This is a genomic window from Pseudarthrobacter sp. WHRI 8279, assembly GCF_040224115.2.
Taxonomy (GTDB): domain Bacteria; phylum Actinomycetota; class Actinomycetes; order Actinomycetales; family Micrococcaceae; genus Arthrobacter.
This window is the reverse complement of sequence record NZ_CP168162.1, coordinates 1284137-1299965: the sequence shown is the minus strand read 5'-3', so window position 1 is coordinate 1299965 and position 15829 is coordinate 1284137. Positions and strand designations below refer to the sequence as shown.

Genomic DNA, 15829 nt, shown 5'->3' with positions numbered 1-15829 from the left:
GACGCTGGTTATTCTGCCGTATTTTCCGGTCTTGTCGAGGGCAGCGAATCGACCTGGGTGTGTTTGAGGCGGTAGCTGGAGCCTTTGAGGGTGATGACTTCGGCGTGGTGGACGATGCGGTCGATCATGGCCGAGGCGACGACCTGATCGCCGAAGACGTCTCCCCAGCGGGCGAAGGGCAGGTTCGAGGTCAGGATCAGCGAGGCGTGCTCGTAGCGTGATGAGACCAGTTGGAAGAACAGGTTCGCGGCGTCTTGTTCGAAAGGGATGTAGCCGACTTCGTCCACGATGATCAGTCCGTAGCGGCGCAGCTTGACCAGTTCCTGGGGCAGCCGTCCGTTCTGGTGGGCTGCTTGGAGCCGTGCGACCCAGTCGATGGCGGTGGCGAACAGGACCCGGTGACCGAGCTGGGTGGCCCGCAAGCCGAGCCCGGTGGCGAGGTGGGTTTTGCCGGTGCCGGGCGGCCCGAGCAGGACGATGTTGGACGCTTCGGTGAGGAACGCCCCGGTGGCCAGGTGCGCGATGGTGTCGCGTTTGAGGCCGGGCTGGTGATCGAAGTTGAAGTCTTCAAGTGATTTCCGGGCCGGGAACCCTGCGGCCCGGGCCCTGATCTCGGCGCCGGACGCTTCCCTGGCTGCGACTTCCCGGGACAGGACAGCGGCGAGGTACTCCTCATGGGTCCAGCCTCCTTCACGGGCCTGGTCCGCGAGCCGGGTTGCTGCTTCACGGATCCGTGGTGCTTTCATCGCCCGGGAGTAGTATTCGATCTGGCCGATGGTTTCCTTAGCGGCCGGCATCAGGCGACCTGCCCGTCATCGAGGACAACACCGAACGCCCGGTCGTAGTCCGCCAGGTCCCTCAGCCCGGTTGTTTCGCCCACCGGGTGCGGGGTTTGGAAGGCCTTCCGCAGTGCCCGTGCCGCCTCAACGTGGTCCGGGTCGGTGATCGTCAGGCCGGTGCTCCAGGACCGGGGGTGGGTCCCGACCGGTCTGCCGTCCAGGCTGATCGTGACAGTTTCGAGGTCGGCGGTGACATCGACGAACCGGCCGATGGCCTGCGGGTGGACGGAGTAGTCGTTAGATCCCATCCGGACGTAGTAGTCCCTCGGCAGCCGAACCCTTGAGGTGAAGCCGGTAACCGGTGGAACCGGTGGCAGCGCCAGCATGGCCGCTTTGTCCGCAGCGAGCAGGTCCGTCGGGCGTGAGCCAGTCCGCCTGACGAACCGGGCGTTGGCCTTCGGCAGCCACTGGTTGAGCTGGGTGTTGAAGTCCTCCGGTGAGGTGAAGACCCGGCCCGGCAGGAACGACGTTTCCAGGAACTGGTTGGCCCGCTCCACCACGCCCTTGCTCTCCGGATCGTAGGGCTTGACCTGCACGACCCTGGTCGCCAAGACCCCGGCGAATGCCGCGACTCCGGCGGCGTAGCTGTTCCGCCGGCCGATGCCGGTTTCGTTGTCCCAGATCAACCGCCGCGGAACCGCGCCCAGGGACCCGAGTAGCTCCCACATTCCGGCCAGCAGGTCCCCGGTCATGCGGGACGGGATCATCCTGGCCATGATGAACCGTGAATGCGAAGACACCATCACCAGGACCGGCAACACCCTGGCCTTGCCGGCACCGACAGGTATCCGGACCTCCGGGAACCACAGATCACACTGCGCCTGATCCCCGGGATCGTAAGAGATCCGGTCAGCAGGATCAGCCGGGGCATACTCGGGCCGGATCCTGGCAACGTTCTCCCGGAACCAGGCCGGGGACCCCGACCAGCCCACCCGTTCAGCCAACACCGTCGCCGGCATCCGCGGGTTCTCCAGCAGCAGCGCACGAATTGCCGGTTCCACAGCCTTGATCCCGGAGACCTGCGGCAACCGGACGTAAGTTGGCGGACTGTCAGCACTGACTGCCTTCGCAACCGTGTTCCTGGAGATCCCCAACCGCGCCGCTATCGACCTCATCGACTCACCCTCGGCCAGATGCAACCGCCGAATAAGCGCCCAATCCTCCACTGTGATCACCCACCCAATCGTTTGGAACGGGTGGCTCAGTTTTCAACCGTCACAATGGCTCACTTTTCGACCGTCACCGACACATAAGGCGCTTTTTGAACCCCAGGTGCTTGGTGAAGGTGAACGGCAACCACCCCATCTTCATATGCGAAGCCTAACCGCCCCGGGAGCCAGCTCTAAAGAGGTCGCATCACGTCCGTAGTGTTCGGTCTAGAGCATCCGAACGGTCTCGGAAGAGAATCGGACGCTCCACTGCCCGATGCAGGTTCCCCTTGCGGGACAGATGAACTCCTGATGTCTTATAACCTCAGCGCCTCGAATCCCTAGAGTTCCGAGACATGCAGTGACAACCTCAAGGTCTCACACTGGTTAGTCAGATTGGCGGGAGAACAACTCTCGTTTCTCCATATTCGAGCGTGACCTCCCTGGGATACACCACGCCCGTAGAACACGAACAGTTCCTCACCAGTGATAAACCTCAGCCAGCACAAGCCGCCTGATCAACTGTCCACGATTTGCGGGTAACCCCAGCGGACGGGCGACCGGCCCGGGCGCGTAGGGAATGGCTCAATGTTTGGTGAGGCCACGATAAGGGCCGGAAAAGGCAAGGCTGCACACGCCGAAGTTCTAGAAAGTTCTAGAGGGTTCTAGAGAAAAACCAATTTGTCAGTAGAACTTGCTATTTTTGGCTCATGCAGCTCGAACTGAACCCCTCAACCCTGGCTCCGGCGCACAACCCATGCACCTCGCAAACTTGTACGCAATGAGCTAGCCGTTGGTGTTCCCAACCCGCAGCGATTCGTTGATGAGTTCCTAGATTTCAATGACGCGGCTCCAACTCCGGGCCAAACTTCTTAGAGGAGATCTCCCGATGGCATTCTCATTCAGCGCGAAGCAGCGCCGAGCGACTAACCGACAGATAGCTGAGGTGCAGCAGATGCTTGCCACTGCTGAAACCTACGATTTCAACCGTGGGGAGAGCTATGAGGCAGATAAACTGGGCGACTTCGTCTCACATTTCAGTGCAGAAATTCTGGGTTCACCACTTCCCAACTCGCGCGAACTGGGGCGTCAACTAGCAGCTGAAACCGTCAACGGCCGGTTCCCCGATGCTGTCAATGCAGCCTGGCTTGTCGCTGTAGAGCTTCCCAGCAGCAAAATAACGGAGCTGAGCAACATGCTCGGCCCCATGGGGGTTACTAACGGGGCTACATTCTTCACTGATGAGTTCCCAGACAGAGTCAAGGAGCCGATTCTGGGTCGGAAGCTCAATCTCTGGCGCGGTCCTGCTGCCATAGCGACAATAATTCTTGCAACCCACGCTGCGCAGATGGGCTATGTGTGGTCTGGCAGGGAGCTCTCATAGGCGTTAGCGTCGACCCTGCTCAAACTCGTCCACACCAACAGCATCAAACACTCCAGCCCAAGCTCCCTTGATTGGGCCCCCGTTAGCTAGCGCATAGACGCTGGACTGCTAACGGGGGCCCAATGAGTCTGAACATCGTCTCGGCTGGGCAATCAGTCTTTGTAGGACACGGCCAGTGGGAATGCGGAAACAAGAGCAATGATCGGTTCTCACAGCGTCTCGAAACCTTGCCGTCTCGAATTCCTAGGATTTCGAGACGACCGGAGTCAGATGGCCACGAGGTCAGACCCGAGGCCGCATGGTGCTAGTAGCCGATGGGCATCCTGAGGGTGTAGGGCTCTTCCATGGTTTTGATTTCCTCGTGTGTCAGGCGGACGTCAAGGGCGGCGACGGCATCGGGGAGGTGGTGTTCCTTGGTGGCACCGACGATCGGTGCGGATACAACAGGGTTTTGCAGCACCCAGGCGAGGGCGACGTGCGCCATGGGGATTCCGCGTTCTTCTGCGATTCTTTGGACTGCATCGGCAACGGGTTTGTCTGCGTCGCTGAAGCTGCGTTCGGCTACTGGGTCGTTGGCGGACCGTGCGGTGTTGCCGCCCCAGGGTCGTGCGAGCCGTCCTTTGGCGAGGGGGCTGTAGGGGATGCTGCCTACGCCTTGGTCGGTGAGGAGTCCGAACATTTCGCGTTCCTCTTCACGGTGCATGAGGCTGTATTGGTCCTGCATGGACACGAACCTTGTCCATCCGTGCAGATCCGCGGCGTGCTGCATTTTGGCGAACTGCCAGGCCCACATCGCGGATGCGCCGATGTAGCGGACTTTGCCGGCCTTCACGAGATCGTGCAGGGCTTCCATGGTTTCCTCGACCGGGGTTTCGGGATCGAAGCGGTGGATCTGGTAGAGGTCGACGTAGTCGGTGCCCAGCCGGGTGAGGGAGGCATCGATTTGTTCCATGATGGCTTTGCGTGAGAGGCCGGCGCCGCCGGGTCCGTCGTGCATTTTGAACATCACTTTGGTGGCGAGGACGACGTCCTCGCGGCGGGTGTATTTCGTAATGGCCCGGCCCATGATTTCCTCGGCGGTACCGAAGCCATAGATGTTTGCAGTGTCCCAGAACGTGATGCCCAGTTCGACAGCCTGCCGGAAGATCGGTTCGGCCGCGTCGTCATCCAGCGCCCAGTCCGTAAATCCGCGGGAGGAATCACCAAAACTCATCCCTCCAAGGGCGATGCGGCTGACTTTCAGGCCGGAACGACCCAGACGTGTGTACTCCATAAAGTGTCCTTTCAACGGCGCACGAGACTCCGGACGGGGACGTGCAATTGGTGGTGTGCGGCGACGGGTTCCGGCGGCGACACAGCGGAGCCTCGCCACGGTCCTTGTGGTGCTGGGGGCAGCTAGGGGTTTTGGGGTGCTGCGGCTGCGGAGTCGGTGCTCTGCTGGGTTGCGGCCCAGCTGGAAAGCAGCTGCAGGGCGTCGTGGGACGGCGACCCGGGTTCGGCACTGAACGTGATGAGCATCAGGCCGGGATCGGCCGTGAGTTCCAGGACTTCGAAGTCCAAACTGAGTTCCCCGACGGCGGGGAGGTGGATGCGTTTTGATCCGCTCTTGTGCTGGTGGACGTTGTGCGCTGCCCACCGCAGCCGGAACTCATCACTGCGGGTGGAAAGCTCCCCGACAAGGTCCGAGAGCTGACGGTCGTGCGGGTCACGTCCGACCGCGGCCCGCAAAATGGCGACGCATTCATTTGCCGCGCGGTCCCAGTCGGGTGCGAAGTCCCTCCCTCGCGGATCCAGGAAGATGAACCGGGCCTGATTCGGCGGCAGGATCGCGGTGTCGAACTGGGCGGCGTAGAGTGCCCGGCCCATCTGGTTGGCAGCGATGATGTCAAGCCTGCCGTTCTGAACGATCGCGGGCAGGTCAGTCATGGCGTCGAGCATCCGCTGCACGGTGGGCCGAACGCGCTGCTCCGAAGCCCGTGGGCGCCGGGGGCGCACAGTGTTTTCCGACGCGCGAATCAGGTCCCGCAGGTGCCGCTCCTCGACGTCGTTCAGGCGCAGGGCCTGGACCAGGGACTCGAAGATGCTCTCGGAGACGCCACTGAGGTTTCCGCGCTCGAGTCGGCTGTAGTACTCGACGCTGACCTGGGCGAGCATCGCCACCTCTTCCCGGCGCAGCCCCGGCACCCGCCGCCGGCCATAAGACTGCAGGCCAACCTGCTCGGGCGTCAACCGGGCCCGGCGGGAGGTCAGGAACTCCTGAATGTCATCTCGGATGCTCATGCCTTCAACGGTATGCCCGAGGTCCGGGGCGTAACCATGCCCTGTCAGTACATGGCTTAGGCGGGTCTGTTTAGGCCCATATGGTGCGTGGTCTCGTAGATATAGACGGCGATCAAGCGCCGACCACATCCCCTCGAAGCGAAGGTTTACCCCATGCCCTCCACCACCAAGAAAGCCAAGCTGCCGCTGGTTGTGCTGCTCCTGGCCATTGGCACGTTCCTGATGAGCACCACCGAGTTCGTCATCGCGGGCCTGCTGCCCAATATGGCATCAGACCTCGGTGTCAGCGTCTCTCAGCCTGGGCTGCTGATCACCGCGTTTGCCATCGGCATGATCGTCGGTGCCCCCACCATTTCCGTCGCGACCATGCGCCTGCCCAAACGCCTCACCCTTATCCTGTCCCTGCTGATCTTCGCGGCCGGCCACATCGTTGCCGCCCTGAGCCCGGCGTTCGAAATCGTGCTGATCGCCCGCGTCATCACCGCCCTGGCCACCGGCGCCTTCCTGTCCATCGCCGCCGTCGTTGCCACCTCCGCAGCCGGCCCCGCGAACGCTTCCCGCGCCATGGGCGTGATGATGAGTGGCATGGGCCTGGCGATCGTGGCAGGCGTACCCTTGGGCTCCTTCATCGGCCAGGCCATCGGCTGGCGCGGCATCTTCTGGGCACTGGCCATCCTCGCCGCCCTCGCCGCCGTCGTCATCGGCAAGTTCGCTCCCGCCGAAGATCACCAGGAAGCCGTCACCCTCCGTTCCCAGCTCGGTGTGCTGCGCGAAGGCAAGCTGTGGCTCGTCCTGGCGACCACCGCACTGGTCTCCGGAGGATTCCTCGCCGCCTACTCCTACATCTCCCCGCTCCTGACCGAACGCACCGGCATCTCCGAAGCGGCCGTTCCGCTGCTGCTCGTCGGCTTCGGCATCGGCGCCCTGCTCGGTACCGTTGTGGCCGGACGAACCGGGGACCGCAAACCGCTCGCCACGTACTTCGCCATCGGCGGCGGATCAGCCCTGGTACTGCTGCTCATGATCCCGCTCTCCACCTTCGTCATCCCGACCATCGTGCTCGTCATCCTGCTCGGCTTCACCGGCATGGGCGTCACCGCCATCGCCACCCCCCTGGCCGTCCGCTTCGCACAATCCGGCCCGTCCCTCGCCGCAGCCCTGACCGTCTCCGCGTTCAACGTCGGCATCGCCGCTGCCACCTGGCTCGCCGGACTCGCCCTCGACTCCACCCTCGGCACCACCGGCCCGTCAATCGTCGGCGCAGCCATGGCCCTCCTTGGCCTGATCCCACTGATCATCCTGGCCCTCATGCGCGCCACCCGGACCACCACCCCGGCCCCGGCCGACGCGGAGCTCGATGACAGCGTCCTGGTCTGAACCGGCGTCACCAGCAATTACATGAACCAAAGGATTAGCAATGACTGAGAACAGAGAAGTCTGGATGATCACCGGCGCCGGCCGCGGCATGGGAGTCGACATCGCCAAAGCCGCCCTCGCCGCGGGCCACCAGGTTGTCGCGACCGGCCGCACCGGCACTGTAGAGAGCGCCCTCGGCGCATCCGACGACCTGCTCATCGTGCAACTGGACCTCACGAAGCCCGGGGACGCCGAAGAAGCTACGGCCGCGGCGATCGACCGGTTCGGCCGTATCGATGTCCTGGTGAACAACGCCGCGAACTTCTACGCCGGGTACTTCGAGGAAACCAGCGACGCGCAGGTCCGCGCCCAGCTCGAAACAAACCTGTTCGGACCCATGAACGTCACCCGCGCCGTCCTGCCCATCATGCGCAAACAGCGCAGCGGCCACATCATCACGATCTCCTCGCAGGCAGGCATCGTCGGCGGCGAGTTCATCGCCGCCTACGCCACCAGCAAGTTGGCTGTTGAAGGATGGATGGAATCGCTTCGCTACGATCTGGAACCCTACGGGATCCGGACCACCATCGTGGAGCCCGGCTTCTTCCGCACCGAACTGCTCGTCGAGGACGCCTCCACCATCTGGGCCGAACTCTCCATCGATGACTACGCCGACCGAACCGCAGTGACAATCCCGGGATGGCGGAACATGAACGGCCAACAAGCCGGCGACCCCGCCAAACTCGGTACTGCCCTCGTCAGGATCGCCGGCGAAGACCACCCCCCGCTGCGATGGGTTGCAGGAGCCGACGCCGTTGCCGTCATCGAACAGAAAGCCCGCGACATCCTCGCCCAGATCGACGCCCACCGCGAACTCTCCATTCACCTCGCCCACGACGCCTGAGGAGTCACTCATGACCGACGAGAACACGCAATCCGACATGGAGAAGATGTTCGGCGGCTTCGCCCCGAAGTTCGTCTCCCTCACCGATGACGTGCTCTTCGGGGACGTCTGGGAACGCGAGGGGCTTTCCCCTCGTGATCGGAGCCTCGCCACGATCGCCGGCCTCATCGCCGCCGGAAACATCGACCAGCTGAACTGGCACATCCCCTACGGCATTCAAAACGGCCTCACCGAGACCGAGATCAAGGAAACCATCACCCATCTGGCGTTCTACGCGGGCTGGCCCAAGGCCGTCTCCGCGATGAACGTCGCCAAGAGCATCTTCAACAACCAGTCCTAGACGCCATGAAGGAAGAGAAGAATATGACAGAGCAGAACCCGTACGTCACCTTGAACAATGGCGTCCAGATGCCCGCCCTGGGCCTGGGCGTTTACCAGAGCTCACCGGAAGACACGACAGCCGCAGTCCAGGCCGCGCTCAACGGCGGCTACCGTCTGATCGACACCGCCGCCGCGTACTTCAACGAACGCGAGGTCGGCGAGGGCATCCGCCAGTCCGGTATCGACCGGTCGGAGATCTTCATCGAGACCAAGCTCTGGATCAGCGATTACGGCTACGACGAAGCCCTGCGCGGCTTCGAGAAGAGCATCAGCAAACTCGGCGTTGACCAGGTCGACCTGCTTCTGCTGCACCAGCCCCTCGCCGCCGACTTCGAGAAGACCATCGCCGCCTACCGGGCGATCGAAAAGCTCCTCGCCGACGGACGCGTCCGTGCCATCGGTGTCTCCAACCAGACCCCGGCCCAGCTCGAGGAACTCATCGCCCGCACCAGCGTGGTGCCCGCCGTGAACCAGATCCAGGTCCACCCGTATTACTCCCAGCCGGAATGGCGGGCGGCCAACACACGCCACGGCATCCTTACCCAGTCCTGGTCACCCATCGGCGGCTCCTACATCTACGGCGATTACGAGAAGAACCCGCTCGAGGACCCCGTCATCACAGAGATCGCCGCGAAATACGCAAAGACCCCGGCCCAGGTCATCCTCCGCTGGCACCTCGAGCACGGCTTCTCCGCCATCCCGAAGTCCGTCAAGGCCCACCGCATCGCCGAGAACTTCGACGTCTTCGACTTCACCCTCACCCCCGAGGACGTCGCTGCCATCGATGCACTCGACACCGGTGTGCGCGGCGGCCCTGACCCCGACTCCCTGACCCTCGAGAACTACGGCTTCCCGATCCCTGCCTGACCCGACGGATCCGGGCGGGATGGGTTAGCCGTCCCGCCCGGCCCCCGCCACGCTGACCTAAGGAAAGGACTATCGTCATGGCCCGCATCTTCGTCACCGGCTCAACCGACGGGCTCGGCCTCGCCAACGCCCGCACCCTTATCAACGCCGGCCACGAGGTCCTGCTGCACGCCCGAACCAGCGAACGCGCCACAGCCCTCAATCATCTCGCCCCGCAAGCGGCCGGGATCGTGATCGGTGACCTGGCCAGCGCCGCCGAAACCCGGAAACTCGCCGGGCAGGTCAACAAGCACGGACGGATGGACGCCATCATCCATAACGCCGGCATTTACCTCTCGCCGCAACGTATTGCTACCCCCGAGGGGCATTCCCGGACCTTTGCCGTCAACGTGTTCGCCCCCTACATCCTCACCGCCCTGATCGAACGGCCGGACCGGCTGATCTACGTCAGCAGCGGCATGCACCACGGCTCCACCGGAGACCTGCAGGACATTGACTGGACCCAGCGGCGCTGGGACGCCGACGCCGCCTACTCCGAGAGCAAGCTCTACGTCTCGGCACTCTCCGCCGTCGTTGCCCGTTACTGGCCTACTGTGCTCAGCAACTCCGTAGACCCCGGCTGGGTGCCCACCAAAATGGGCGGCCCCGGTGCGCCGGATGATCTGGCCATGGGCCACGACACCCAAAGCTGGCTGGCCGTCAGCAATGACCCCGCTGCCCTGGTCTCCGGCAACTACTGGCACCACCGCCGGCAGCTGACCCCGGCACGGGAAGTCACCGACCCAGACTTCCAGGACAAACTCGCCGAACTGACCGGCATCACACTCTTCTGAAGAACAAACCGAGCAAGAAGGAACACAGCATGCAGTTGGAAGGCAAAATCGCCCTCGTCACCGGCGCAGGCACGGGCATCGGCCGGGGCACAGCCCGCCGCCTGGCCGAGGAAGGCGCCTTCGTCTACGTCACAGGCCGGAACCTCGAACCCCTCGAGAAGGTCGCAGCAGACATCGGGGGGCGTGCGCGTGCTGTCCGCGCGGACGTCACGAACAAAGCCGACATGGACCAGCTCGCTGAGCTCATCCGCCAGGAACACGGCGGGCTGGACACCATCTTCGCCAACGCCGGTGGCGGCCACCCCATCTCCCTGGAACAGATCACCACCGAAGACTTCGACCGGCAGTTCGGCGTCAACGTCAAAGGCGTCCTGTTCACCGTCCAGGCCATGCTGCCCGTGCTGCGCGACGGAAGCTCCATCATCATCAACACCTCCATCACCGCCGACATGGGACTCAAGGACTTCAGCCTCTATGCCGCCACCAAAGCCGCGGTACGTTCCTTCACCAAAAGCTGGACAACAGACCTCAAACACCGCCGGATCCGCGTCAACGGCGTCAGCCCCGGCGTCATTCCCACCGACGCCTACACCACCGAGCTGGGCATGACAGAAACCCAGGTCCAGGAATACGTCGACCTCGTCACCCCCGAAGTCCCCGCCGGCCGGGTCGGCACCGCCGAAGACATCGGCGACGCCGTAATCTTCCTCGCCTCCGACGCCAGCAGCTACATCACCGGCATCGACCTCGTCGTCGACGGCGGCATGACCGCCGTCTACGCCGGCAAAGCCTGAGCCCTCGTGTGGCCCGCGACCGGAGCGGGCCACAGCACCAAAACCAACCCCCGCGGCCACAGGAGACAGGAGACCCGCGTGCGCGCAGACAGCCGCCCTACCACCAGACCCGCCCACAATCCCAGCTCACCCGCCACCGCCCTGATCGTCGGGGCGTCCCTCGCAGGGCTCATGACTGCCCTGACGCTCTCCAGGACCGGCGTCCACGTCACCTTACTCGAACGCTCCGATGAGACCGGACGCACAGGAGCTGCCCTCCACGTCCAGGACGGCCTCCTCGAACGCATCACCGGCCTCCCCACCTCCCAGGTACCCCAGCCCCTCGCCCCCGGAATCCAAACCTGGTTCGCCGTCCACGGCGCACTCCGCGCGGCCATAGAAGCAAACCCGATCATCGAACTGCGGCAAAACACCACCGTGCGCAAAGTCGGCCAGGATGCACATTCCGCCTGGGCCCTCACCTCAGAGAGGCAGAGGATCACTGCGGACATCGTGATCGGGGCCGACGGCCACCGCAGCACCGTCCGCCGGCACATCGCACCAGAACACCCCGACGCCACCTTCGCCGGCTACGTCATATGGATCGGCATCGCCGACGAATCAGCCATCAGGACCCGGCGCTGGCCACAAGACGTCGCCTTCCTCGGCGACAACGACAACACGCTGCTCGGCTACCCGCTCCCGGGCGCCAACGGTTCCCACGCGCCAGGATCACGCCGCCTGGGCTGGGCCTGGTACGACTCCAGCAGAAACGGACTGCTCCGCTCCACTGGCAGCATCAACGGTTCCGTGGTGCGGCACTCGCTCATGCCCGCCGGCATCCCCAATGCGACCTACCGGGAACTCGCCGCACAGGCCCGGGAACTGTTTCCCTCGCCCTGGAAAGAGGCAATCCTCGACAGCATCGAACGGCGAGCCGTCATCGGCACACCCATCGCCGAATACGTCCCCGCACGACTCGCCAACGGCCGGGTCGCCATCGTCGGAGACGCCGCCCACGTGCCAACCCCCATGACGGGCAGCGGCTTCGCCGAATCCCTCTACGACGCCGAAGCCATTGCCAACGCCATCTCAGACTCCGGCACCACCACCAATGCACTGCTCAACTACGAGAGCGCAAGAATCCGCAGTGCCCGGAACCTGGTGCAATCAGGACAAGGATTCAGCCGCTCCTTCGCCCGACGCGCAGCCTAAACCAATTCAGGTACTTTCCGATCACCCAAAACAGACCCAGACACACCGAAGCCCAGCAGAGTCTCCGGCGCCAACCACCACCTGTGTCTCATAACTCCCGTGTCCCGAATTCCTAGGGATACGAGACACAGCGGCACCCGAACAGACCCCGGGCCCTGATGTGAAGCACCACTTGGCCATCGAGAACGTCGCCACACAGCGGCAGCCACCGCAGGGTCGGTGGATGTATCGTTGAGTATCGTTGTATATCGTTGGCGGTTTTCAAAGGAGATCATCATGCGTGGTTCATACCCAGCAGCCGGATTCGGCGGGAGCAACATAGACGGTATGTGGCAGGCGGTCGAGGAGCTGCGCTCACGGTTCGAAAAACGCGCTGGAACCCGTGCCGGCAAGGGGGAGGTGCGGTCCGCGGTGCTGGCGCTCCTCGCTGAGCGGCCGATGCACGGCTACCAGATCATCCGCGAGATCGAGGAGCGCAGCGGCGGCAGCTGGAAGCCCAGCGCCGGGTCCGTCTACCCCACCTTGCAGCTGCTCGCGGACGAGGGCACTATCAGCGCCGAGGAATCCAACGGCCGCAAGATCTATTCGCTGACCGAAGCCGGCCGTGAAGAAGTTGCGCAGGACCGAGGGGCAACGCCGTGGGACTCGCCAGGTTCCCAATCCGGCGGGTTTGGATCCCTGCCCAAAGCGGGGGTGGAGCTCGCGCAGGCTGCAGCCCAGGTGGGCCGCACGGGCTCCCCGGACCAGGTGCAGCAGGCCGTGGCAGTGCTTGACGACGCACGGCGCCGGATCTACGCGATCCTCGCCCAGGACTGACGCGGGTGGCGTCTGTCCGCCTGACTCGGGTGTCTCCGGCCGCGGGCGCCGGAGACACCCGTGCCCGCTACCGCCGCATCCTGCGCTTCGCCGCCTGGAACCTGGCGGTGACGTGGTGGTTTGAACTGTTCCTCCCGCGGATCGGTCTTGCCCTGATCGCGGAACGGACACGGTCACGCCGGATGCAGCGCTTCGCCCGGCGCTTCCATGGAATGGCCGTGGAACTCGGCGGACTGATGATCAAGGTAGGGCAGTTCCTCTCCTCACGGCTCGATATTTTACCGCCCCAGATCACCAAGGAGCTTGAAGGGCTCCAGGACGAGGTGCCGCCGGTTCCGTTTCCTTCGATCCGCGCCTTGGCCGAGGAGGAGCTGGGCGCTCCGCTTGAGCAGGTGTTCGCGTTCGTGGAGGAGTCGCCGATCGCCGCAGCGTCGCTGGGGCAGGCGCACCGGGCACGCCTTCATTCCACTGATGCGGCCGACACCGGGTTCACCGACGTAGTGCTCAAGGTGCAGCGTCCCGGCATCGACGCGATTGTCGACGTCGACCTTGCAGCGCTGCGGAAGGTAGGCAGCTGGCTCAGCCGGATCCGGCTGGTGTCCAGCCGCGCCAATATGCCGGCCCTGGTGGAGGAGTTTGCGCAAACAAGCTTCGAGGAGATCGACTACCTGCACGAGGCCGCAAATTCGGAACGCTTCGCCGTCGACTTTGCCGACGACGGGAGGGTCTGCGTGCCAGGCATCGCCTGGGAGCGGAGCACACGTCGTGTGCTCACCCTTGAAGACGTTACGGCCATCAAGATCACGGAGGCCGGGGCGCTCCGTGCAGCGGGCATTGATCCGGCCGAAGTGGCTCCGGTGTTCGCCTCGGTCATGTTCGACCAGATGTTCACCAACGGCTACTTCCACGCCGACCCGCACCCGGGGAACATCTTCGTCACGCCCGTGGCCGCAGCGGCGGGGGACCGCCCCTGGAAGCTGACGTTCATCGATTTCGGCATGATGGGCGAAATCACCTCCTCCACCCGCAGCGGACTCCGGAAGCTGCTGATTGCGGCCGCCGCGCGCGACAGCAGGGGCCTGGTGGCGGCGATCAACGACGTCGGAGTGCTGGCGCCGTCAGCCGACACCGTGGAGATGGAGCGAGCCATGACGCACCTCTTCGCCCGCTTCGGCGGCATGGGGTTCGCCGAGCTCCGGGAAGTAGATCCGAGGGAGTTCCGCGACTTCGCGGTGGAGTTCGGCGACGTGGTCCGTTCGCTGCCGTTCCAGCTTCCGGAGAATTTCCTGCTCATCATCCGGGCGATGTCGCTGACCTCGGGGGTGTGCAGCTCGCTCGATGAGCGCTTCAACCTGTGGGATTCCGTGGAACCATACGCGGCCAGGCTTCTGCGCGACGAGCGCGGCAACATTGTGGAGGACGTGGCCCAGCAGGCCCTCGACGCCGCAGCGACCGCGCTGCGCCTGCCGAAGCGCCTGGACGCACTGGCCGGACGGCTTGAGGAAGGCTCCCTCGCTGTTGCCAACCCCCGTCTAGAACGGCAGATCGCCCGGCTGGACCGCAGCAACCGGCGCTCTGCTTCTGCCCTGGTGTTTGCCGCCCTGCTCATCGCCGGCGCCATTGTGCGGGCTGACGACGCCGTCCTGGGCGGCATCCTTATGGCAGGTTCTGCAGTCCCGCTGCTGCACGGGATGTGGGCAGGCCGCCGCGGGCTTTGAAGCGGCAGCGCCGGGGGCGCAGCCGCTGCCTGGGCACCGCCGCAGCGGCCTTGGCGCGAGCGTCAGGTCCGGGTGTGAAAAACCAGCCAGCCTGCGAGTGTTGACAGGCCGGTCAGCACTGCGCCCCACAGCATGTCCACGACGATCAGCTGCAGCGGCCACACCTTCAGGGTGGCTGCGTTGGTGAGGTCGTAGGTGGCGTAGGCGAAGGCGCCCAGGGCCGCACCGTAGCCCAGGGCAGTTAGCCAGCTGCCGCCGTCGAGCGCGGGCCGCAGTGCAAAGAACACAATCCCGGCGATGTAAATGACGTAGAACGCCACGGCGTAACCTAGGTGTGGTTTGTCCGCCAGCAGCTCGCCAATATGGCTGCGGTAAAAGGGGTTCATCAGCTTGAGCCAGACGGCGTCGATCGCGGCGAAGGCGGCGGCGACAACGAGGAATTGCAGAATGACCATAAGGGAGCTTAGCAATATGAACGACGGCGGTCCGCGGCCCCGCGCGCTGACAGTGGTGCGGCAGGAACAGACGCTGGGCGCAGGCCGGGACCTGGAGTTCGGCCTGGAACTGCTGGCCAGGGCCAAAAACGGGGACATTGGCCCCACGCTGCGGCTGTACCGGCCCGCCCCCACGGTCGCGTTCGGCCAGCGTGACACCCGCCTTCCGGGATTCGAGGCCGCCGCCATGGCCTGCCGCGCCAATGGCTTCGAACCCCTGGTCCGCCGGGCAGGAGGGCGGGCGGCCGCCTATCACGAGGGAACCCTGGTGGTGGACCATATTGAACCGGACGCGGACGCCATCGCCGGCTCCAAGACCAGGTTCGGATATTTCGCGGAGCTGTTCGCGGACGCCCTGCGCCGGGTGGGCGTGCAGGCGGCTGTGGGCGAGATTCCCGGGGAATACTGCCCCGGCGAGTTCAGTGTGCACGGCACGGATCCCTGTGACGGCACCCATCGGGTCAAACTCGTGGGCACCGCGCAGCGGGTAGTGGCCGGCGGGTGGCTGTTCAGCTCGGTGATCGTGGTGGAAAACTCGGCGCCGATCCGCAAAGTGCTGACCGACAGCTACGCTGCCCTGGGGCTTGACTGGGATCCTGCTACGGCAGGGGCGGTGGACGACCTTGTGCCTGGTGTGGACGTCGCAGCGGTGGAGGAGGCCCTTCTTTCCGTGTACGCGGGCAATGCCACCCTGGAAACCGCTTCGTTCAGCAGCCTGGGGGCATGACCCGGCTGGTTGCTGCCGGGCACAGCGAACGGGACCAGCATTGGGAAATGTTGGTCCCGTTCCATTCGTCCCTGGCCCGGACCCCCGGTTCGCG

16 protein-coding genes are annotated in these 15829 nt (G+C 64.4%); 11 read left to right on the top strand and 5 right to left on the bottom strand.

Annotation, left to right across the window (positions count from 1 at the left end; all coding sequences use genetic code 11):
• Nucleotides 1-8: 8 nt before the first annotated feature.
• On the bottom strand, nucleotides 9-797 hold the full coding sequence (istB, locus tag ABRP28_RS05820) for an IS21-like element helper ATPase IstB (protein ID WP_071416481.1): 789 nt from the start codon (nucleotides 795-797) through the stop codon (nucleotides 9-11).
• Nucleotides 797-2014 (bottom strand): IS21 family transposase, encoded by a 1218-nt coding sequence (gene istA, locus ABRP28_RS05815; RefSeq protein ID WP_374152905.1) that lies wholly within the window; start codon nucleotides 2012-2014, stop codon nucleotides 797-799. Before istA ends, istB begins: the two co-directional genes overlap by 1 nt.
• Before the next feature lie 862 nt (nucleotides 2015-2876).
• On the opposite strand from istA, the gene ABRP28_RS05810 reads away from it, so the two are divergent.
• Nucleotides 2877-3371 carry a hypothetical protein gene (locus ABRP28_RS05810; protein WP_350003069.1) on the top strand — a complete coding sequence of 165 codons (495 nt, stop codon included), beginning with the start codon at nucleotides 2877-2879 and terminating at the stop codon, nucleotides 3369-3371.
• Between the two features lie 304 nt (nucleotides 3372-3675).
• On the opposite strand, the gene ABRP28_RS05805 is transcribed toward ABRP28_RS05810, so the two are convergent.
• Nucleotides 3676-4644 carry an aldo/keto reductase gene (locus tag ABRP28_RS05805; RefSeq protein ID WP_350003072.1) on the bottom strand — a complete coding sequence of 323 codons (969 nt, stop codon included), beginning with the start codon at nucleotides 4642-4644 and terminating at the stop codon, nucleotides 3676-3678.
• A 122-nt stretch (nucleotides 4645-4766) separates the two neighbouring features.
• Nucleotides 4767-5651, bottom strand: coding sequence for a helix-turn-helix transcriptional regulator (locus ABRP28_RS05800; RefSeq protein WP_350003074.1), 885 nt, complete (start codon nucleotides 5649-5651; stop codon nucleotides 4767-4769).
• A 153-nt stretch (nucleotides 5652-5804) separates the two neighbouring features.
• Here ABRP28_RS05800 and ABRP28_RS05795 point away from each other — a divergent pair, with 153 nt between their 5' ends.
• The 9 genes from ABRP28_RS05795 to ABRP28_RS05755 all read left to right on the top strand — a co-directional run bounded on the left by ABRP28_RS05795 (nucleotide 5805) and on the right by ABRP28_RS05755 (nucleotide 14514).
• On the top strand, nucleotides 5805-7028 hold the full coding sequence (locus tag ABRP28_RS05795) for an MFS transporter (RefSeq protein WP_350003076.1): 1224 nt from the start codon (nucleotides 5805-5807) through the stop codon (nucleotides 7026-7028).
• A 40-nt stretch (nucleotides 7029-7068) separates the two neighbouring features.
• Nucleotides 7069-7911 carry an SDR family oxidoreductase gene (locus ABRP28_RS05790; RefSeq protein ID WP_350003077.1) on the top strand — a complete coding sequence of 281 codons (843 nt, stop codon included), beginning with the start codon at nucleotides 7069-7071 and terminating at the stop codon, nucleotides 7909-7911.
• Between the two features lie 10 nt (nucleotides 7912-7921).
• Nucleotides 7922-8251 (top strand): carboxymuconolactone decarboxylase family protein, encoded by a 330-nt coding sequence (locus ABRP28_RS05785; RefSeq protein WP_350003079.1) that lies wholly within the window; start codon nucleotides 7922-7924, stop codon nucleotides 8249-8251.
• Nucleotides 8252-8274: 23 nt separating this feature from the next.
• Nucleotides 8275-9159 carry an aldo/keto reductase gene (locus tag ABRP28_RS05780; RefSeq protein ID WP_350003080.1) on the top strand — a complete coding sequence of 295 codons (885 nt, stop codon included), beginning with the start codon at nucleotides 8275-8277 and terminating at the stop codon, nucleotides 9157-9159.
• A 77-nt stretch (nucleotides 9160-9236) separates the two neighbouring features.
• Nucleotides 9237-9992: an SDR family NAD(P)-dependent oxidoreductase gene (locus ABRP28_RS05775; RefSeq protein ID WP_350003081.1), complete on the top strand. Its 756-nt coding sequence runs from the start codon at nucleotides 9237-9239 to the stop codon at nucleotides 9990-9992.
• A 29-nt stretch (nucleotides 9993-10021) separates the two neighbouring features.
• Nucleotides 10022-10786 carry a glucose 1-dehydrogenase gene (locus ABRP28_RS05770; protein WP_350003083.1) on the top strand — a complete coding sequence of 255 codons (765 nt, stop codon included), beginning with the start codon at nucleotides 10022-10024 and terminating at the stop codon, nucleotides 10784-10786.
• A gap of 78 nt (nucleotides 10787-10864) precedes the next feature.
• Entirely contained in the window at nucleotides 10865-11980 is a 1116-nt protein-coding gene (locus tag ABRP28_RS05765) for an FAD-dependent monooxygenase (protein ID WP_350003084.1), read from the top strand.
• Nucleotides 11981-12256: 276 nt separating this feature from the next.
• Nucleotides 12257-12796: a PadR family transcriptional regulator gene (locus ABRP28_RS05760; protein WP_350003089.1), complete on the top strand. Its 540-nt coding sequence runs from the start codon at nucleotides 12257-12259 to the stop codon at nucleotides 12794-12796.
• 5 nt (nucleotides 12797-12801) lie between these two features.
• Nucleotides 12802-14514: an ABC1 kinase family protein gene (locus ABRP28_RS05755; RefSeq protein ID WP_374152932.1), complete on the top strand. Its 1713-nt coding sequence runs from the start codon at nucleotides 12802-12804 to the stop codon at nucleotides 14512-14514.
• Between the two features lie 62 nt (nucleotides 14515-14576).
• Here ABRP28_RS05755 and ABRP28_RS05750 read toward each other — a convergent pair whose 3' ends face one another.
• Nucleotides 14577-14969 carry a DUF2177 family protein gene (locus ABRP28_RS05750; protein WP_231456878.1) on the bottom strand — a complete coding sequence of 131 codons (393 nt, stop codon included), beginning with the start codon at nucleotides 14967-14969 and terminating at the stop codon, nucleotides 14577-14579.
• Between ABRP28_RS05750 and ABRP28_RS05745 the strand changes: the two genes are divergently transcribed.
• A complete protein-coding gene (locus tag ABRP28_RS05745; protein WP_350003092.1) occupies nucleotides 14962-15735 on the top strand; it encodes a lipoate--protein ligase family protein in 774 nt (257 codons plus the stop codon). The genes ABRP28_RS05750 and ABRP28_RS05745 overlap by 8 nt on opposite strands.
• The last annotated feature ends 94 nt before the right edge of the window (nucleotides 15736-15829 follow it).